Origin of the sequence: Bifidobacterium sp. WK041_4_12 (assembly GCF_041080795.1) — a bacterium.
Classification (GTDB): domain Bacteria; phylum Actinomycetota; class Actinomycetes; order Actinomycetales; family Bifidobacteriaceae; genus Bombiscardovia; species Bombiscardovia aquikefiricola.
In genome coordinates this window covers 313,896-332,518 of the sequence record NZ_CP129674.1, presented here as the reverse complement: position 1 = coordinate 332,518, position 18,623 = coordinate 313,896, and the positions used below count along the sequence as shown (strand labels likewise).

The following is an 18,623-nucleotide window of genomic DNA, read 5'->3' as shown; positions in this document are numbered from 1 at the left end:
CCCGGGTACAAGTCCACACCAGTGCGCAACTCAAACAGCAAGCGACAAACATGCTCAACCGCATGGGGTTAGCCTTGACCGTGCGCCGCGCCCGCCTCGCACCCGACGCATAAGCTCATAATCATAGGTGTGTCTTACGCGTGAGACATAACACGGCTGGCTGCCAGCTTGTTAAGACTGACATGCTGTTCGGCGGCTTGCAAGGCAAGCTGTCTGTGCTCGCCCGGGGTGAGTCTGAGCAAGAACTTCCCCGAATACTCCCTGTCATCGAACGGCACCGGCACCTCCTCACCGTTTTCCCGCATATCGGCCACCACATCATCCACCACTTTGCGCAACCCCCGCAATGCCTTCTCCTGACTATCGGCAAGCCACGAAAGCGAAGGCAGTTCCGCAACAGTGGCAACGAACTTCTGATCCTCGTTGCTGTAATGCACCCGGAACACATATCTATCCTGCTGTTTCATGATCGATCCCCTTCCAAACGTTCTATGGCACGCAGTATCTACTTCACCTGATATGGGTTGGTTCCACCGTGCGCGTTCTGAATGTTCACGCGCGGATCACCCTGCCAAGGTGTTCGATACACGCGATGGCTTGTACCGTTCTGCCGAGCCTTCCCGAAATACGCATCGCACACCTTGCATAGATCGGCGTAGCGGACGTTCTTGGGATTGGCTCGCATTCTTCCCACCAGATCAACGACTCTCACCATATAGAGATGGTATCACATATAGTACCACACATGATACTATATGGTAATCATGAACCTCACCCATCTCCAAGACCTCTCGTCACGGCTAAACCCATCCAGATGCAGACACTGTGATCCGCATAAGAGCTCAGAGCAACGTTCCTGATGGTTCGACAGGACTTAATCAAGTTTTATAGCCATTCACTGCAGGAGGTGGATTATTCGTATTTCCAGTCGATCTTTGACGGCGCAAGTCTGCATGAAGGTCATATTGTCAAGCAGGGCAAGCACACAGACTTACTAGCCAGGGGGGAATGTATTCAACATTCTGGAGTGAACGCTCGCAGGCGCACAACTGGAAATTGGTCTTGTTACAGCTGCTACAAGTCACAGATGCAACAAGACCATATGATTCATCGCGATAGTGCCCAGCGAATCCACTTGAACCGCATATCAGAGCTTCCTCAGACTACTTTCACAGCGACGATAGCCACAGATATCAAGCTGCGAGAGCCTGAGACAGTTCCTTCAAGTCCTTCAGGATCTCTTCATGCGACTTTTCGTCGGTATCGAATGCCAAGTGGCAGAAAGCGCAGTCGTGATGCTCGTTATTTTCCCTGCATGCTTCATGGCAGTCTTTCGCTCCGCACTCCTTGCCATTCACACAGTCCACGTCTTTGCAGCAATCTCCCGTGAAGCAACAGCCACAGCAGCCGCAAGCAGCTTTACCATGCTCATGGTTGGAAAGATCGAAATTCTTCAGAGTCGTCATATCCACAGCAAGTTTGCCGCCAGAAACTGTGTCAATCTCATAGGCATGCTCGTCATATTTCTTGATGTTCATCATGTACCGTCCTATCAATCGTATTACGTCACTATGTATTAGCGATTACATTCACACGATAGGGTCTTAACGCCTTCACGGTGAAACTGCTGATAGCGAGTATCAATCAGAGGCATCTGAATCGTTCGACGTTGCGCCAAGCCTGCAACGCTTGCACACGCCGAATAATTCTAGGGAATGGCTTACTTCACTAAAACCTAGCGACCGAGCACCCTCACGCGTCCACTCTTCAAAGCCTGGTATCTCAAACTCAACCGTTCGACCACATTTACGACACACCAAATGATGATGGTGATGACGGTCTTTGCATAACCTGTAGAAAGTTTCTCCATCCATATGCAAAGTATCGAGCTCCTGGCGACCGGCCATAGCCTGCAAATTTCGATAAATGGTGGCTATGCCTACCTTCTTGCCACGCGCACACAAACTCGTATAAACCGTCTGCGCCGTCGAGAATGCGTCCAATCGATTAAGTTGCTCAACAATCAAAACCCTTGGACGAGTCACCCTTCTCGATGCAAACATTGCCTACCTTTCCGCACGCAGGGCACGAAGAACGCATACCTTTACGAAGACGAGAGTAAATACGAACCTCATAAGCATAACAATAATCATTCTTATTAACTATACGATTCTGTCACCCCTAATTGCCTATAAGCAGACAGAACTGCATATTCATGCGTGAAAGCTTTACAATTCGCCGACCTGTTTCACTCAGCGGATGTGAAGCCGATGGATGGCAGGGTTCTTGATCCTGCTCAGGAGGCAACGGCTGCGCGATCCTGTCGAGCATGACTTCCAGCAGGTGGTATCCACGTTCTCGTGAGCGATGAACGAGGCTTGGTCGTTCTCACGCTTGGATACCTGCAACCAGTCCAGGCCCCAGTCGGGCATGCGTCTTGCGTGTTATTCGAGGAGGTTGGCGGTGGCTTCGGCGTTGTGAGAAAGATAATACGGCCGGATGGCGAGGATGCCGACCGCGGTGCCCAACAGGAGCAGGATGGCGATGCCGACGCTGCCCGTGTACGGCAGACTCGCCAGGCCCACCCTGGGATCCATGAGCATGACGGTCGACCCGTCCTGCGACACGCTTGCCAGGACCGAGCCGTCCGTCTGGTACGAGACGGCCTGCACCGCGGACAGGTCGTTCGACCACACCGCCACCGCCCGCACCATGACGCTCGGCAGCCTGAAATAGCCGTCGGGAGCCTTCGTCTCCCGCAACGTCAGCATGCGAGCCTCCACACCCCGCACGACCAGCCTGCCACCCAAGCCCGTCACCAACGTCTGGGTGGTGCCCGTCTCACCGTCCATGGCCAGACGGTACACGCCACTGCTCTCCTGCTTGAACCGCAGGGTCTGCACGCCCGAACCGTCAGACGCCAGCCGGTCAGCCTCGAACTCGGCACCCGGAAGGAACTCGGTCGCACGCCCCCTGTCCGCCTTCACCAGATCCAATTCAAAGGAATACACGCGAGCCGTCGCCGACAGCGAACTATCGACACTGCCATCCTGCATGGTCCGGGACAGGGTCACGGTATTGTCGTTCGACTCGACCGCACCCCCCGCATCCGTCCACGAAGCATTCGGGTTGACTATCGCCACGTAGCGCACCCGGATCAGGGCACCCACCGGCACCAGACTGTTCGACACCGGACTCGCGCCATTGTCCTGCGCGAACAGGGCCTTCAGCCCGTCCACCATAAGCGTCTGCCCGCTCACGCCCACACCCACCAGAGAAGTCACGTCCAGGCCCGGAGACGGCGAACCATCCACCGGGTCCACGTCCATGGACACGCGCACCCCCGACACGGCAGGCAGCGTCAACCCCGGCGCGGCCACGTCAGACAGGGAGAACGCGTACCCCGAATACGCCGTCGTATGGCCATTCAGGTCGGGGACCCTGGCCATGACCTCGAACTCCACGCCAGCACCCACGTCGAACCCATCCACCCCAGCATCGTTCACCACACGCTTCGACAAGTCCATGCGCGACGTCTTCAACTCCGCCACCCCCAGACGATGCCGGCCATCCACGCCCGCGTCCGCAAAATCCACCATCACACCATCATCGCCCAAGCTCTCGTTGAACGCCTTCGTACCCACCACAATCGGCAGCGACTCACCACTGTCATCCACTATCAGATACAGGCCCGGACCCGACACCGACAGACGCGCCGCCGCAGGAGACGAGAACGTGCCCGAGGGAAGCGAACCCGCGGGAGGACCCAGCGAACCGACATCATCCACCAGCGACTGCGCGAACAATTGCAGCTGCCCCGCATACGGGTCAAACGCCGAAGTAGTGTCATCCGACAAAGGGTCCGTCGGATAGCCCAGCCACCGGGCCACCACCCAACCCATCGGATTCACCCCATCCACATTCGAACCACCAGCAGAACCAGCCGCAGACGCGACCGCCGACCGCACAGACACCGGAGTCGACACCTTCACGCTCTCCAACGCACCAGTATGATCAAACACGACATCCCCATAGTCACCAATCCGATACGCCTTCAACCCACCATCCGTCACACCCGACACATCGATGCCATACGAGGGAGGAAGCTTCACCTTGGACTCGCAGCCTCCCGCATCATCAGTCCTCACCACGGCCTTGACGGGCATCGTCGCCCTGTTCGTCCAACCCGACACATCCGAACCATCCAGCTGACCCCACACATACAGGTCATAGTCTTTATTCGCCGTCAATGTCGCGCACGGCACCACCATGTTTCCATCCGAACCGGCCGCCGCATCATAGTTGGTGCGACCAGAGGCAATCACAGAACCATCACCAGCCAGCGGATCCACCAACTTCCACCCAAACCCCGAACCAGCCACACCAGAAAAATCAGACGCCCCGACGACATCACGCAACTTCCAGACACCCTGGTCCCCCTCCAAATAAGGAGACGAAGTCAAAGAAAACGAAGCACCGTCCGACACAAACGTCAGACGCAAATCACCCGTCGAACTCTGACCCTGACTGCCGCTGTCTGCCGACAGCAGCAGATCATCAAGATTCAAACGAACAGCAGGCCGTATACCATTAGTGACACTGTCCGTGGAATTATAGTTAGGTCCGCCTGTGTCGAATATAATGTTGGCAAGGCCTACGTATTGCCAAACAGCCGAACGCAGCCAAGAGGCAGAAGCACCGTTGGCACAGTGGTTAGATGAATTGTCAAGATTCGTTTTACAACGCAAGTTATTATCCGCCGCAGTCCCGCTATCATGGCCAAAATACTTCCGCATATCGCCAATAGACAACGGAAAAATCTTATACGAATTCACTGAATCCGTCTGAGCAGTATGAGTACCACCGCCACACCCTGTGCTCTGGCTTCTAGTACACACACCCTCTACCGGAGCCGCGCGCAGCAGCCCCTGCTCAAAGCTCGAATAATTCTGCGCACCCACCGCCTCAGACACCCGCGCCAGGTTAGACTTATACGGGCCCGTCGCACTATCAAACGTGTGATGGGACAGACTGTTCGCGTCAAACTTGAAACCAGCTGTCACCACATCATCAGCCCACAGCAACGCCTCATTCGCAAGCACTGACGTCGTCGCCGACGTATACCTCTCGTCGCCGGTGCCATGAGTTGAGGCATTGGGCACCGAAGCAATACCCGCTGACCCACCAAACCCCAAAGTCTTGTATCCGCCAAACACCGAAGCATTCTGGTAAGTCGCCGAGGAATTTGTCTTGCCGAACACAATTCTACGCGTATTCGCCCAGCCATCCTGCGAAGTTGAAGTTGCATCATCCGCATCCACCACCGGAAGCGCGCCATCGGCCAACGTACTGAAATAGCCATCAGGGCCCAACTCCACAGCATCGGCAGCCGCACGCTCAACCGGCGAAAAAACCAGCACACCAGACAACACGATTATGAAAGACAAGACCAGGACAGCAACAGCGGAGATCCCTCGACTCACTACGCTCGCTCTGGTTGACGGCGAACAGGAACGACCAGCATGACCATAGTGGACATGGCCGAAATGATGCTCGGTGAGAGAAGCAGCGACACGCGAAAGCGCTGAACCGACACGAGACCACAGCATACGAAACATACCCATGAGAGCACCAACCATCGAAGCCTAAAACGGCACCCCCCCCCCCGCGACCGCGATCAACGCAACGAAAGGTTCAGCGGAGAGAACATGCAACGAACATGACGAACAACATTATACAATATGTAACGATTGATACTCTCACCGCAAAATCCCACTCACGAAAAAGCAAATGTCGCCGCCATGGACTTCACTACCCAAGCAAGGTGGGAAGCCGGTCATCACATCAGCACAATATGCTCCACGGCCGGGGAACTGATGAAAGACCATGACGAGGAGGATTAACGCCAACAGACGCACCCGGGTTTCAATCGCGACTGGAAAAGCTCGACGCCACACACGCTGATGCCAATCCAGACGTTCATGCTGACGACCGCCAAGGCTTGCGTAACGGGCATTCAGCCGTTCCGGCATCTGCGCTAGTCAGGAGAGAGTTCATCGACTCCGATGATCTGAATGACCGTGCGCCGTGCCCGCCTCGCACCCGACATCACGCCGGCTGGGCAGTCTGATGATGATTGGCATGAGCGTGCATGTCGCGTTCGACCAGCATGCGCAGGTACTCCGACGTGTACCGCATGCCCGACCGCTTGCGCTGCTCGGCCAGCCACGTCGCCATCTCCTGAGTTGCCTTGAAATGCACCTGCACGGTCGTCTCCCCCTTCTTGAGACGAGGACGTCCCAGCAGCACGTCCTGGGCCTGCCCCAGAAAGTGCCCTGCTCCGCTTTCACATGGAACACGACAGCACACTGCCCGAACTCCCTTTTGCCTATTAACCCTATTAACCCTATTAACCCAGTATGCTCGAAAATAACAAGAATGCCGACCATTGTGGTCGGCATTCCGAAAAAGAAGATGGGACTCACCCCACCCAAGCACTATTATTGTAGCATGATTCCTATGGGCATTGATCAAAATTCGCCGCTGCTTCAAGCACGATTGCTTCAAGCACGATTGCTTTTTGGAGAAGAAAGGTTCGACCGATACTTGTCGGATACTTCCGATGATGTTGCACAGGCACTGGAACTTTGCCGATTGAATCAACATTACGCTGGACTACTTCACTCTCAGCTCGGATATGTCGAGCTTGCCGTTAGAAATTCCATTGACCGCCAGTTGCAGACACTCTCCTTGGCGGAAACAGGAACGAGGGATTGGACTACAGAGCACAAGGTTCCCCACCTAGTGAATACTCTGATTACGAGAATGCTCAGACAGGCCCGTGCGCATGCGTCAAACGATGCGAATTTGCGGACAAGCAGGCAAAGTCACAGGGAAAACAATGCTGTCAACCATGCTGATGTGCTTTCGCAACTCATGTGGGGAACCTGGGTCAAACTCATAGGAATGCCAGCCCACAACGCAAGAAACAATGACCAGCAAGAATTGTGGAGGATATCTACACGCTTGGCTTTCCCGAATGTCTCTCAAGATGAAACAGGAAGAATGCTCGTAGCACGGCAATTGGAGTATCTTCGCACCGTTCGCAACAATGAAGCTCATTACAATACCCTGTACTTCGAGGCATCCCAAGTTAACAGCATCATCGGTACATGTTATGCATTGTTGAACGCCATAGATTGCAATCTTCGACAGGGCTGGCTAAAACCAAAGCTGTTACGTTCCTGCGCGCATAACATCCGAACCTTGGCCTCAAATAGTTGATTAGCAGCCAGCCTATATTGTCACAAAGCTCCTTAATGCTCAGTTCGGACACAGAGATCCTTGCATGGATAAAGCAATGATTGGAGAAAGCCCCAAGCGACTCGGGGCGTGATATGGATAACAAACGAAGCACTCCGACCATGACCATCACCGCGTTGATGACTCTTGAGAATTCGGGAAAATCAGGCTTTGTCGGCCAACTCCACTGTTTTGTGGCCTTATTTCAAAAACGCAACTTAGAAACGTTGAAACGACGGTGCGAATTTGCCTTCATACTTGCACATTTCCCAAAAAGGGCAACAAAATAATGTCACCCCCCTCAATGCTCCTGACCGTGAGCAGGAAAGAATCCGAGCGAGAGTAGAATCAATCCCATCCAATGCCATCTTCCTAATTTCACCAAACGTCTCGGCAGCTGCAGAGAACCCGGAACCTCGGCGGATTCAGCCCACTAAACTCCCTCTTCGTGGTGGTAGACAATGTTTACATCTTTCATTCCATGCCCTCCTTGTGATTCTTTTTGCCATTTAAGACTAAACCAGGCATATCTATTTGAGCAGGATTCCTACGGGCACTGAGCAAAATTCTCGCTGTGACATCACCACAGCAGCGAGAGCGAGCACAGCGATTGTCGCAGCGTGTGTGGATCAACCATGAGAGGCACACAGACGGAATGTTCACAGACGTGATGTACACAGACGGGGTATCGAATCTTGACATTCAACGCAGGATTGAGGATGCTCTCGCTGAAAACCGCACGTTGGCAATATGTTATAAGGACAGTGAAGGCCATAGCAGTGAGAGGCGGGTCGATCCACAGCTACTTGGTTACACTTTTGACACTTGGTATCTCATTGCTTATTGCCACATGAGACAGGCAATTCGATGGTTTCGTCTCGATAGAATCACCAGCGCCCATTTGACCAGTCAGATATCACTAGACCGACCCGTTGCACAGATCGGCACCCCTCCTGAGACTGCATGTCCGGTATGGCAGTGAATGCTCACAGGCTGCATGAAAGCGACAAACACGGAAAGCAAAATGGGGAGAGACTGGTCGAAACCAGATATGCGAGCAGTCCACTTCTCATATGCAAACGATGCCCGTAGTTTTTCAGACACCCAGATCATATGCTTGCTGGGGTTAGCGGCTGCCTAGCTTCGATGCGTTTTGTCGGCTCTTCGTTTTTTGGCGTGTGATTTGACGTGCATGTGCGGGATGAATACTCGGATTCAAGTTGTTGATATTCTTCTTGTTTTGGCACGTAGAGATCCAAAGATTCTTGATGTCGCCTTCTCAGTCATCCCTAACAGCAGCACAATTCCCTCGTCATCCCGAGCAAACGCAGCGAATCGAGGGATCTCACCTCACTGGAATCCAAACAGCGGAGATTCCTCGTCTGCGGCTTCGCCTTTGCTCGGGATGACAGGGGAAGGGACACTCGCGGCGACGGTTGGGAGGGGAGCGCCAGAAATGATCGATTATTGTCCGATTATCGCTGCATTGATCAGGTTTGCCAGCTCATGCGGATTCTTCACTCCGAGTATCAGTCGGCTGTATCGTTCTCCTTCGAGCTGGATGACAACGGGCCGTTCCGGCCGGACGACGTTCCAGAATGTCTTCTCCCCATGCTGGATGAACGTGCCCGACCACTTGCCCGGAACATGAAGACCGGGTGCGCGCAGTCCCTTGGCATCGTCAAGAATGCCCGGATCCTCGGTCGCCCCCAGCACATGCTCCATCGGTATTACCAGTTTTCCCGTGAATGACCAGACCCTGTCCATGCCAAGCGGCTCGATCTGCAGATTCCGTCCGACTATCGTCACCCTATTCACCATGACTACCTTCCTCCACCATCAACGTTCAGCCGAACATTGCCACGCTTCAACAGTGTCCTCCCGAGCAGGGAAGCGATCGAAGCGGTTCCAGCATCGCCATCGCCCGCTTCCAAAGAGAGCAGGCATTCCAGATATTCCTTGACAAGCCCGCGAACCTCAGAGTCACGATTCGACAGCTCCATCAGTGCCACCAAGACCAGATTGAGCACGTCCGAATCCTGCGACTTCGAGGATGTCGCATCGCGCAGCGCTGCGACGAACATGCCGCGCTTGCTGCCGAAAGCGCCATAGAGACTGCCCCGAAGAAGCCCCGTCGCCCTGACGAGGTCATCGATCGAAGCCCCCTCGAACCCGCGTTCGAGAAACACCGTTCGGACGCGACCGAGGACCTCGCCATCGTCAAAACCCCTGCTCCTGCCCATACGCAGCAACGTACCATTAATTGACTGAACAGTCAAGAATATTGGTCGGGTGCAAACCCTATCCCAAGCCCGACTGCAGCTCTGCATGGAATGTCATGAATTGGCCTTTCGAAAGGACGCATTCGCAGTGCGCTAACGATCAAGTCAGACAATTCTGTCACGAACACGCCAAACAAAGCCACAATTCACAGGCCTGGATCGGCAGGCCGTGGGACTGTATAGAAAACGTTCGGTTTCTCAATATTTTTTAGTATCTGTAATTACTGGGTTACATTGCTTGTGGGGCTTTTCCGTGTTTCCAGGATCGCACTGCGAGGATTGAGGACATTACTCCGATAACAGCCCATGCTCCGCCAGTGAGCGTCTCTCGAACCACTGCTGCAGGTATGGATGCGGCACCTGTGAGAACCGCTGAATATGAAGACATGGGCAGCAGCACAACAATATGTTGCGCCCAGAGTGGATAGTATCTGAGAGGTACCACGACACCCGCGATGATGGGCAGCAGCGGCACGGCCGTGTTGAGCGGCATGAACGAATCCTTCAGAGGCAATCCAAGACCGGAGACTCCTATCCCCAGCAATGCTCCCGACACAAGCGCCATGGGCAATAGGGTGAGTGTTCTCAATAATGATTCCAAGTCCTGAGTGGCATCGATAAGGAATATTCCCGAGGATGCGATAATCCCCGTCACGAATGCCATGAGCACGCCCGGAACAGATACTCCCAGCCAATAGGCCATATCGATCTTCCTGCGCAACAGCACATCCTGCAATATTTCCTGGTCCTTGTCGTTCGCCACCGATGCCGCCATTGTGGTGCACACACCGATAGCGGCGCCGACCAGACAACTGCCATACCCGATACGGACCAGATCAGGTGCCGAAAGGCTGGCCCCCATCAGCACTGAGAAAGCAATATCCAGCATGGGCGTGACGAGGAAAGACACGAGAACCGTGCCTATGTTGGCAAACATGGTCGAGGAGCGGAACTGCAACGCCAACAGGTGGAAGAAACGTGAGAGCCAGCTCATGTCACATCACCTCAATCGAGGCGCGCCTGCGTGATGCAGCCAGCGCCTTCCTGCCGAGAATCGCTGCGATGGTTAACCATATCGCCGTGATAGCCAGACAGAGGATAGCGTAAGGGAACAGGTATGAAGCGCTTGTTCCCTTGTCATACAGGATACGAGTGGCTGCTGCCGAAGGGATTATCAGCTCGTTGATGCGAGGAAAACTGCGTGCTGGAACAGACGAATTGAACACTCCCGATGCTGCTAAAGCGGGTACGAGAATGATTCCTTCATAGGCAAGGGCATGAGGCGTCAATATAAAAATGGACGCAATCACGAAGGTGATCGATACGGTCGAGACCCAGAGCATCAAGCTTCCGACGATAAGATGTGCCGCATGAAACTGGATAGCTGAAAGACTCAGCATTGATTCGCCATGAATCAACCAGATCACCAGAGCTATGGGGAATGCAGAGAGCCCAAACGTCGCAGCCGATGACACGACCGAGGCCACCGCAGCAAGCGGGTTGATATGGCCAGAAAGCAGGTATACCAGCGTACCCTTGCGTCTTTCGAATCCGATGATGCCCGCTGAAGCGGTGCATGACGTCCACAGCCCTATCGTTCCCGAACGAACAAAACCAAGGTACGGGTCTGCTCCCCAGGCTTCAACGCCCAGACGTTGCACCAGTGAGGCTGAAACGGTACTCACGAGCACTATCTGGACAAAATACGGAGTGCTCGCAAAGTCCTTCAGATGGAACCACACTTGTCTGAGGAATCTCATGCCCGGCCATCTTTCTGAGGTCTATGGGAGATGGCCAAGAAAGCATCTTCGAGAGTAGCGGCGCGAGTAACGGTTCCTTCCAGAATCGATATGCCGTGGGACGTGAAGTAGGAACGTATTTTCTCTACTGCCGGAGTGGTTCCTGGCTTCCATAACGCGGTGATGAACCATGTCGAGCCGACGGATCTACTGACGATCAGCGCAGTGCCATCAAGCAGCGCTGAAAACTCGTCAAGTGAAAAACCGGCATTAGGCAGAAACGAGAATGTCGTTGCTTGTTCAACACCCGCATAGCGATAGATCTCATCAAGAGACCCACTGACCTGGACCGTTCCCGAATCCATGATGGTGATGCGATCAGCAAGCTCCTCGACTTCCGGCATGGAATGGCTGGTTAACAGTATGCCCACGCCAGTATTCGCAACGACGCGAATAAGGTCTCTCACTTCCAAAGCCACTTCAGGATCCAAACCGTTCGTGGGTTCATCAAGCAGCAGCAAAGCAGGAGATCCGAGCAGCGCTCTTGCGATGTGCAGACGTTGACGCTGACCCCGAGACAGCTCCTGAACCTTGACCCTTCCCTTTTCTGACAATGCCACGAGTTTCAGAACACGAGCCACTTCACGATGATTGTCACGATATGGAACACCTGCGATGTCAGCGAAAAAGCGAAGATTGGCGTCAACGGTCGCCCTCGGGTAAAACCCCTTATCCCCGCCAAGCACGAGACCCAAGCCACTTCGCGCACGCTCGGGATTCTTCACTGCGTCGATCGAAGCGATAGATATCTCTCCCGCCGTGGGAGCCAGTATGGTGGCGCACATCTTCACGAGAGTTGTTTTACCCGCTCCGTTCACGCCAACCAATCCATGAATCTGCCCAGGGGAAATCTCCAATGACACGTTCCTGACAGCATGGACTTCACCATGATGAAAATCACGGCTCACATTTCTGATGGAAAGCGCCTCATGGCTCATTGAAAAAATCACCCGTCTCGTTCAGAACACACTACCGTCAACGATACGCAGATCAATGGATCCGTGCTGAATGAGGCTGCAAGAGAATGAGCCTCCTCGGTCAGTTCCATAAGTGCTGACGCCAAATCATCGCCCAAAACATACACGAACAAAACCTTCGCTTTCGATGCAGAGAGGCGTATGCCCGTTTTCATTTGCACTTTGCATGGGTGCGTCGCAGTGAAGTTTCATCGAGTAGAGGCGGCGGCTCAGACAGTTGTGTATCCTCGCACCGATGACATATTGATGGGTGAGCATTGTGCATGCCCCCCCTTATCAGACGGGTGCGGCTGGCTGGTTGTGTGGCTGTGGCATCAACGGTTCGCTCTTCACTCGCTGACATGCGGGCTATGCCCATCGCTGTTCGATGTGCGACCATGTCCCCTGAACCCGTGTCTGATCGAGTATGGGGTTGAGGCACTTGCCGGCAAATGTCACTGCCTGCGCAATGTCCGTGCACTCTTGAGGGAAGCCGGGCACGGCTTTAGCGGCCTTTTCATATTTCCCTTTCCAAGAAGAATCCGGCGAAGCGAATGGGGGCTTGATTGTTAGATCCCTTCTTCCTTTTTCGCGATCCAGTGCGGCGTGAAGTCGATCTGCAACGATATCGCTCCCAGCTACCATGAATACGATGTCAATGAGGTCGCGTACGCGAGTCGATGGGGTGTTCCCACTGGGTCCATGCGTCTCGTACATGGCGCAGACCTTGTCTGCGAGATGGTCTTCAACGGGTATCAGTGGAATTGATGGTAGGTTTGAGAGCCTATGATCCCCCTGAACGACTTTTTCTGGCTGAATGGCCTGTACGCTCTGCGTACTGAATCTGGCCACGCTGACGTCGATGGGGAAAGTTTCAAATTTGATGCCTTTTAGTGACATGGTGACTGTCAGCCTGTGGGTTATGTGGGGAGGGTCGAAGTTTTTGTTGTCATGTTCCTCGTCCTTGGTGACTTCAAATGCATAATCCGAATCGTTGTCACTGGCAATCAGTGCTGTGAGATTCGCAATGTCATCCTCGTCGATGGAGCCGTTGGCAAGGGTGACGGCGCCATTCAGCTCGCCGGTCTTGACCAGGTCGATGTCTGACGTGAATCGATTGGATTGATTGCGGATCACCATGGCCGCTCCCCCCGTCACGACCCAAGGATTGTCTGCCTTGGCAAACAGCTGCTTGAAGAAGAGCTGGAAAACATAGTGCTTGGCGAGCTTCTGAACGGATACGTGTCGTGCCTTGGCCTGGTTCCTGAGCATGCTCCTCACATGCGCGACCTCCCCCATGGGAGTTCTTTCGTTCAGGTCAGGCTTCATGCTTGTGTCCTTTCTGTGCACGGGTGCTCGTGCCTTTCATTATGGCGGCCTGATGCTACTTCTGCGTTTCGGTTTTCGCCGCCAACTCCATGAACGCTTTCGTGACTGCCTGAGTCGCTGCCTGGCTGACTGCGTCCACGATCTGCGGAGTGACGAGCGTGTCTGCCATCTTGTGCTGGTAGGCTTGCATCTTCTTGAGAACCGATTCGGAAAGTTCGAGACTCGGCTGGAAAGTAAAGTTCTCTACCACAGCTGGGCGGCCTGCGTTCTTCACGCATTCGTCCACCAGATCTTTTCCTGTCAGAAAACCGTATTTGCGTGCAACCCGGTTCAAACGGGTCTCGATATCGACCGCCTTCACCCCATCCCTGGTAAGGGACTGCTGAACGATCACGGACAGATAGTCCATGTCGCCAAGCTGATAGGCGAGGTCCTGAACCGTTCTACTGATTGACGTTATGGGCAGGCCATCGACACGGGTGATGTCCGCAGAGCCGAGACGGCCATGATGCAGACGTATGTCCTCGAACGAGGTCTGCTTGCGCTGCGTGCAGGTAAACTCATGCACACTGGGAATGATGTCGCCCAAGCCATACACCACGGCTGCAGAGGCATGCGATACGAAAACCTCAGGACTCGCGGCATCATGATCTTGCCAGGTCCCGAACGGCGCGATGCTGAGCCAGGCCGCGCGCAGCTCTTGAATCGAGGACGCACTTGCCGAAGGCAGCGCATATACACCCCTCCGCACTCTCCGAATGATGTCCTTGTTCAGCATTCGCTGCATCTCCTGGCCTGAAATGCCATATCTGTTTGCCTGTCTGAGCGTGACGAGACCCCACTGGCTTGCACCAATCTCGCTCAGCAGCGCCAGCATAGATACAGCACTCATAACCCACCTCCCTCGATGCAGAACCCAAATGGTATAAACTAAGTATATAAACGACAAAACTATACTTAGTTTATATACTTATATGCCTATAAACTAAGTATAGTATTGTCGTTTCCCAATTCAAGTACTTTGTTTATATACAGTTGAATCATTTCTGCATGTCATTGCACAGCGCCAGTGCACGGCTCAGCGCACCGTTCCCTTGAAGCACTCCGCCGACGCAGTGAATGCAAATCCTTTGTTTGCTACACAGTCCCGACGGCATGGCATGTGTGACATCATCACTTTTCCTCTTTGCATTGGATGTGTTCAAATGCAGCGTCGCGTCAATCCCCCTTTGAGTGGTGCCGTACCCGGCGATGGGAACGATGAAGTCAACTCAGTCAACTCAGTCAACTCAGTCAAATGAGGCAATGGAAGCGACAGCGCAGCAAAAGGCTCAAAGGCATGTTGTCGCGAGGCTGGTCATCTGCATGGTGGTCGGAGCGACTCTGCTCTCGCTCGCGCCGGCTCCTTTCTCGTGCACAGCAGGAAAAGCTGAAGAACTGGCAGCACGGTGTTGTTTACGGGTAGTGGTGTTAGAAGGATTTTCCAGATATCTTATGCCATGTTGATTACCGCACTTAGTTTTGGACAGTTTGTTAGTTTCTTTAACTGTGTATTTTGATTCTTTCATATTCTTCGCCTGATTTTCTGAATTATTTTTCAAACCTGCTTTCGAGGTCTTCTTGGGGTCTTTTGCATATGTCCCATGTAAATCTGAGGCTTTCACCAATGGAGATGCATTCGTTTATTTGATGGTGGTGGCTGTGGTGTGGGTGAGTCCGAAGTCGGTGTGGGTGGCTTGCCTTCCCAGGGTGGCGGCTTTCTTGAACGCGTCGAAGTCGGCGAAGTCATGGGTCATGCGATCCAGGGCGATGCGCTTGTCGTCGAGGACGATGATCCGGTCGGCCACCTTCCAGCAGTAGTCCAGATCATGCGTGACCGTCACCAGCGTGCGACCATCCCCGCGCAGCTGGCCGACGCAGTCGAGCAGCAGGCTGCGCGTCAGCGGATCAATCGAATTCGTCGGCTCGTCCAGCAGAATGAGACGCGGGTCGAACAGCAGTCCAGCCACCAGGCCGGCACGCTTGCGCAGTCCCGAAGACAGTTCGTCGACCCGCTTGTCCAGATGCTCCGCCAAACCGAACGCCACGACCAGCCGCTCCCTATCAAGATGCTCCATGCCAGGCGTCGGCCGGGCAGGCCCCTGCCCCGAGAACAGGAGATCACGGAACCGGATGTTGTCGCGCACGCTCATCGAATCGATCAGATTGCTGCGCTCGGTCAGCTCGAACACCTCACGCACCGAGGCAATAAGCTTCCCGTTGATCACGGCCCGACCCTTGGAAGGCCGAAGCAGGCCGACGATCAGATTCAGCAGGGTCGTCTTGCCCACCCCGTTATATCCCAGTATCGCCAGCGACTGCCCCGCAGGCACCCTGAAATCGACGTCCTCCAGCACACTGCCGGCCTTGCGATAGCCGAACCACACATGCTCCACCGCGACAGCCACATCCCCATCAACACTCACAGCAACCCCCTTCGCCTACAACGCCCAACACGCTTGCACACACGCCAGCACCAATCCCCCACGCTACAAATCCACGACCGTCCGGGGATACATGCGATTCAGGCGAACCACCGTCACCACCATGCCAGCAGCCGCAAGCAGCAGCGGCAGCGCCACGCACACGCCATACAGCACCAGCGTGCCGTTGATCCCACCGATAAACGCCAATCCTATGAACAGCAGCATGATGATAATCTGCACGAAATTCAGACTGTTCTGCTTGCCATGCGCCCGCTCGGGGACGGTACCCATGCAGAACGGCAACAGCGGCAGGGTGCCAGCCGCCAGCATCGAGAAACCGATCGCCACACCAGGTATCACCCCAGTGGTGAGCACGCCGGCATACCACAGATACAGCAAATCCAATATCACACCGCCGAACGTGAACACCACCGGCAGCACCATCTTCGACAGCAGATACCTCCACATGCCCATGCCAGCCAGATGCACCGACACCACCACACCGGAAGCCACATCCTCCAACACCGCAGCCACCGCAAGAGACGCCGGAACATACGCCATATAGGAACCGCAAGCAACGAAAATCATAGCCATAAGAAGTAAGGTGTCATGGCCAAAAGGAAACGCCATCGCGAACCCCGCCTGCATCAGAATCACCATGATCGGCACGGCCACGATCATGGCCCACCTCGTGGGCCTGTTATAGAAACGCCAGTCACGAAAAACGATGGCCTTCATTGCAACACTTCCCCAGTATTGGACACCCTGCAAGAAATACGCCCCCAGTATAACCCCGCCACATGAAATTAACGTTCGATTTTTATACGGAGGTGCGTGACTGTCTTCATTTGCAGCTTGAACGGGTGCGGCGCAGAGAAGTGTCTTCGAGCAGAGACGGCGGTTCGCACAGTTGTATTATCATCGCACCGATGATATATTGATATATGAGCAATGCGCATGCCCCCTTATTAGGCGGGTATGGCTGGTCGTTTGTGTAGCTGCGGCAGCAACGGCTCGCTCTCAACGTTAGACTCCGTGATTATATCCGTCACGGAGTCATTATTTTTCATATCAGAGTGCTGATTCGCTGAACGTGTTCGAAGTATGTGCAGTCTCTTCCCGTTAGGCGCTGACGGTAGGCGCTGCAAACTAGGTCCGGTAACCATAATAGGGGTTCGATCGCAGGGCTTCGTTGTGGCATCCTTGTCGTTGGTGGGCATAATCCTGCCCCAATGGCATCTTTTTTCGTGTTAGCGTCAATTCCAGCCTGAGCATCGTTCATTCTGCGTTCCAGAATGAAAAGCTCTATCTCTGGAGTGAGTTCCTTGAATAATTTATAGAATGCCTGCCTTCTTGCTTGTTCGCCATCATGATCGTTGGGCTGAATGGTGCTCATGACGCTTAATACGCATTCCTCGCTACCTTCTTCATCTGCAAGATATTCGAGAAGCCGATGCGTCTTCTCCCGACCTTCTATAGTCCTTAAAGCTTTAGTCGTATGCCAATGCGTTCCGCCAACCACCCTTACCAGACCCTCTCGCAGCGAGTCTCTTTCGTCACTTTGCACGATGACCGCGGTCAATATGTAATACAGTTGCGTGAACGATCTATCCGTGTTGTAACTTTCATCGATATAAGCAACCGGTAAGTCATGATTTTGTATGTAATAGGTTTCCAGAGAACTTCGTTCCGCGCCATAGGTATTCAATGTCATCGACCTGCCACAGCTGACAACTGGATATCTTCATGATTATGGGGTAACGCTTGTAAGGTCAGCACGACCATGCCGTTGACCGCTGCTAAATTCTCGCTCATCGCTGCAAAGCCTTCCTCCACACCCGACTCTTAATGTCAGCCAGCTGCGCTTTTAGTCCAGCTTGCCTGACGCACTTAGAAAGATTAGCATTTTGATCATGCACGAAAATCAGTGCTTGGAAAAATGCGAATTTGTGAACGAAACCTAGCAAAAGTTAGGGAGCGCATACACTTTGCAGACACATAGCATGGTGCTGCGCATGCTCAAGCTCATACTGGAAGCGTTGTAGCGAATATTCATGGGTTTGGCGCTGTGTCTAGCTTCTGAACAGTTCCTCAATATGGTTCGTTAACTTCACTGCCCGCTTCACCTGCCACCACATGACCGCGACACGCACCCGCACTTTTCTCGTGGGCACGGACCGCGGGGAACCTACGCTTGTAATGTCATCAGAAATCGGAAGGAACCACACCTTGCACACTCTCATTCCACTCACCATGAGCTTTTACATCACCCTCGCCGGCATCCCCTCGCTCACCATCGTATTCCTCGGCCACCTCACCTGGTGCTTCTGGGACACCACCGGCCTGGATGAAACACTCGACGGAAGACTGCTCAAATGGGAGATCACCGCCGAGAAAATTCTTCTGGCCATGCTTGCAGCTACCTTCGCCGTTCTGTGCATCACCTTCGGATAACCACCCACATCTACTCGCAGCCGCCCGAAGCCCTCC

At 53.9% G+C, this 18,623-nt stretch carries 21 protein-coding genes; 3 read left to right on the top strand and 18 right to left on the bottom strand.

The window, feature by feature from the left end; all coding sequences use genetic code 11:
• Positions 1–134: 134 nt before the first annotated feature.
• The 6 genes from QN215_RS01435 to QN215_RS01410 all read right to left on the bottom strand — a co-directional run bounded on the left by QN215_RS01435 (position 135) and on the right by QN215_RS01410 (position 6,369).
• On the bottom strand, positions 135–467 hold the full coding sequence (locus tag QN215_RS01435; RefSeq protein ID WP_369344370.1) for a type II toxin-antitoxin system HicB family antitoxin: 333 nt from the start codon (positions 465–467) through the stop codon (positions 135–137).
• 38 nt (positions 468–505) lie between these two features.
• Positions 506–715 carry a hypothetical protein gene (locus QN215_RS01430; RefSeq protein ID WP_369344369.1) on the bottom strand — a complete coding sequence of 70 codons (210 nt, stop codon included), beginning with the start codon at positions 713–715 and terminating at the stop codon, positions 506–508.
• A gap of 478 nt (positions 716–1,193) precedes the next feature.
• A complete protein-coding gene (locus tag QN215_RS01425) occupies positions 1,194–1,541 on the bottom strand; it encodes a lectin-C (RefSeq protein ID WP_369344368.1) in 348 nt (115 codons plus the stop codon).
• A gap of 99 nt (positions 1,542–1,640) precedes the next feature.
• Positions 1,641–2,063, bottom strand: coding sequence for a Fur family transcriptional regulator (locus QN215_RS01420; protein ID WP_369344367.1), 423 nt, complete (start codon positions 2,061–2,063; stop codon positions 1,641–1,643).
• Between the two features lie 381 nt (positions 2,064–2,444).
• Complete coding sequence (locus QN215_RS01415; RefSeq protein ID WP_369344366.1) at positions 2,445–5,624, bottom strand: hypothetical protein; 3,180 nt, start codon at positions 5,622–5,624, stop codon at positions 2,445–2,447.
• A 484-nt stretch (positions 5,625–6,108) separates the two neighbouring features.
• Positions 6,109–6,369 (bottom strand): hypothetical protein, encoded by a 261-nt coding sequence (locus tag QN215_RS01410; protein WP_369344365.1) that lies wholly within the window; start codon positions 6,367–6,369, stop codon positions 6,109–6,111.
• 69 nt (positions 6,370–6,438) lie between these two features.
• Here QN215_RS01410 and QN215_RS01405 point away from each other — a divergent pair, with 69 nt between their 5' ends.
• Together QN215_RS01405 and QN215_RS01400 are read left to right on the top strand one after the other, a co-directional pair.
• Entirely contained in the window at positions 6,439–7,284 is an 846-nt protein-coding gene (locus tag QN215_RS01405; RefSeq protein ID WP_369344364.1) for a hypothetical protein, read from the top strand.
• A gap of 673 nt (positions 7,285–7,957) precedes the next feature.
• The gene (locus QN215_RS01400; RefSeq protein ID WP_369345019.1) at positions 7,958–8,284 is read left to right on the top strand and encodes a helix-turn-helix transcriptional regulator; all 327 of its coding nucleotides are present in this window, start codon (positions 7,958–7,960) and stop codon (positions 8,282–8,284) included.
• A 482-nt stretch (positions 8,285–8,766) separates the two neighbouring features.
• Here QN215_RS01400 and QN215_RS01395 read toward each other — a convergent pair whose 3' ends face one another.
• The 12 genes from QN215_RS01395 to QN215_RS01340 all read right to left on the bottom strand — a co-directional run bounded on the left by QN215_RS01395 (position 8,767) and on the right by QN215_RS01340 (position 17,969).
• Positions 8,767–9,123 (bottom strand): hypothetical protein, encoded by a 357-nt coding sequence (locus QN215_RS01395; protein ID WP_369344363.1) that lies wholly within the window; start codon positions 9,121–9,123, stop codon positions 8,767–8,769.
• 2 nt (positions 9,124–9,125) lie between these two features.
• Positions 9,126–9,545 (bottom strand): helix-turn-helix domain-containing protein, encoded by a 420-nt coding sequence (locus QN215_RS01390; protein ID WP_369344362.1) that lies wholly within the window; start codon positions 9,543–9,545, stop codon positions 9,126–9,128.
• Positions 9,546–9,813: 268 nt separating this feature from the next.
• Positions 9,814–10,578: a hypothetical protein gene (locus QN215_RS01385; RefSeq protein ID WP_369344361.1), complete on the bottom strand. Its 765-nt coding sequence runs from the start codon at positions 10,576–10,578 to the stop codon at positions 9,814–9,816.
• A gap of 1 nt (position 10,579) precedes the next feature.
• Positions 10,580–11,344, bottom strand: a complete 765-nt coding sequence (locus QN215_RS01380) for a multidrug ABC transporter permease (RefSeq protein ID WP_369344360.1) — start codon at positions 11,342–11,344, stop codon at positions 10,580–10,582.
• Entirely contained in the window at positions 11,341–12,333 is a 993-nt protein-coding gene (locus tag QN215_RS01375) for an ABC transporter ATP-binding protein (protein ID WP_369344359.1), read from the bottom strand. Before QN215_RS01375 ends, QN215_RS01380 begins: the two co-directional genes overlap by 4 nt.
• 375 nt (positions 12,334–12,708) lie before the next feature.
• A complete protein-coding gene (locus tag QN215_RS01370) occupies positions 12,709–13,668 on the bottom strand; it encodes a nucleotidyl transferase AbiEii/AbiGii toxin family protein (protein ID WP_369344358.1) in 960 nt (319 codons plus the stop codon).
• 55 nt (positions 13,669–13,723) lie between these two features.
• Entirely contained in the window at positions 13,724–14,560 is an 837-nt protein-coding gene (locus QN215_RS01365; RefSeq protein WP_369344357.1) for a type IV toxin-antitoxin system AbiEi family antitoxin domain-containing protein, read from the bottom strand.
• A gap of 439 nt (positions 14,561–14,999) precedes the next feature.
• On the bottom strand, positions 15,000–15,332 hold the full coding sequence (locus QN215_RS01360; RefSeq protein ID WP_369344356.1) for a hypothetical protein: 333 nt from the start codon (positions 15,330–15,332) through the stop codon (positions 15,000–15,002).
• Positions 15,333–15,350: 18 nt separating this feature from the next.
• On the bottom strand, positions 15,351–16,133 hold the full coding sequence (locus tag QN215_RS01355) for an ATP-binding cassette domain-containing protein (RefSeq protein WP_369344355.1): 783 nt from the start codon (positions 16,131–16,133) through the stop codon (positions 15,351–15,353).
• Positions 16,134–16,196: 63 nt separating this feature from the next.
• Positions 16,197–16,871, bottom strand: coding sequence for a hypothetical protein (locus tag QN215_RS01350; protein WP_369344354.1), 675 nt, complete (start codon positions 16,869–16,871; stop codon positions 16,197–16,199).
• Between the two features lie 328 nt (positions 16,872–17,199).
• Complete coding sequence (locus QN215_RS01345) at positions 17,200–17,847, bottom strand: hypothetical protein (protein ID WP_369344353.1); 648 nt, start codon at positions 17,845–17,847, stop codon at positions 17,200–17,202.
• On the bottom strand, positions 17,844–17,969 hold the full coding sequence (locus QN215_RS01340; protein WP_369344352.1) for a hypothetical protein: 126 nt from the start codon (positions 17,967–17,969) through the stop codon (positions 17,844–17,846). Before QN215_RS01340 ends, QN215_RS01345 begins: the two co-directional genes overlap by 4 nt.
• Before the next feature lie 393 nt (positions 17,970–18,362).
• Between QN215_RS01340 and QN215_RS01335 the strand changes: the two genes are divergently transcribed.
• The gene (locus QN215_RS01335; protein ID WP_369344351.1) at positions 18,363–18,587 is read left to right on the top strand and encodes a hypothetical protein; all 225 of its coding nucleotides are present in this window, start codon (positions 18,363–18,365) and stop codon (positions 18,585–18,587) included.
• Positions 18,588–18,623: the final 36 nt, after the last annotated feature.

Coding starts and splice junctions, on each gene's coding strand:
- QN215_RS01365 (WP_369344357.1), bottom strand. CDS start 14,560: ATGAGTGCTGTATCTATGCTGGCGCTGCTGAGCGAGATTGGTGCAAGC.
- QN215_RS01405 (WP_369344364.1), top strand. CDS start 6,439: ATGCCGACCATTGTGGTCGGCATTCCGAAAAAGAAGATGGGACTCACC.
- QN215_RS01420 (WP_369344367.1), bottom strand. CDS start 2,063: ATGTTTGCATCGAGAAGGGTGACTCGTCCAAGGGTTTTGATTGTTGAG.
- QN215_RS01350 (WP_369344354.1), bottom strand. CDS start 16,871: ATGAAGGCCATCGTTTTTCGTGACTGGCGTTTCTATAACAGGCCCACG.
- QN215_RS01425 (WP_369344368.1), bottom strand. CDS start 1,541: ATGATGAACATCAAGAAATATGACGAGCATGCCTATGAGATTGACACA.
- QN215_RS01385 (WP_369344361.1), bottom strand. CDS start 10,578: ATGAGCTGGCTCTCACGTTTCTTCCACCTGTTGGCGTTGCAGTTCCGC.
- QN215_RS01390 (WP_369344362.1), bottom strand. CDS start 9,545: ATGGGCAGGAGCAGGGGTTTTGACGATGGCGAGGTCCTCGGTCGCGTC.
- QN215_RS01415 (WP_369344366.1), bottom strand. CDS start 5,624: ATGGGTATGTTTCGTATGCTGTGGTCTCGTGTCGGTTCAGCGCTTTCG.
- QN215_RS01435 (WP_369344370.1), bottom strand. CDS start 467: ATGAAACAGCAGGATAGATATGTGTTCCGGGTGCATTACAGCAACGAG.
- QN215_RS01370 (WP_369344358.1), bottom strand. CDS start 13,668: ATGAAGCCTGACCTGAACGAAAGAACTCCCATGGGGGAGGTCGCGCAT.
- QN215_RS01395 (WP_369344363.1), bottom strand. CDS start 9,123: ATGGTGAATAGGGTGACGATAGTCGGACGGAATCTGCAGATCGAGCCG.
- QN215_RS01345 (WP_369344353.1), bottom strand. CDS start 17,847: ATGACATTGAATACCTATGGCGCGGAACGAAGTTCTCTGGAAACCTAT.
- QN215_RS01430 (WP_369344369.1), bottom strand. CDS start 715: ATGGTGAGAGTCGTTGATCTGGTGGGAAGAATGCGAGCCAATCCCAAG.
- QN215_RS01400 (WP_369345019.1), top strand. CDS start 7,958: ATGTTCACAGACGTGATGTACACAGACGGGGTATCGAATCTTGACATT.
- QN215_RS01380 (WP_369344360.1), bottom strand. CDS start 11,344: ATGAGATTCCTCAGACAAGTGTGGTTCCATCTGAAGGACTTTGCGAGC.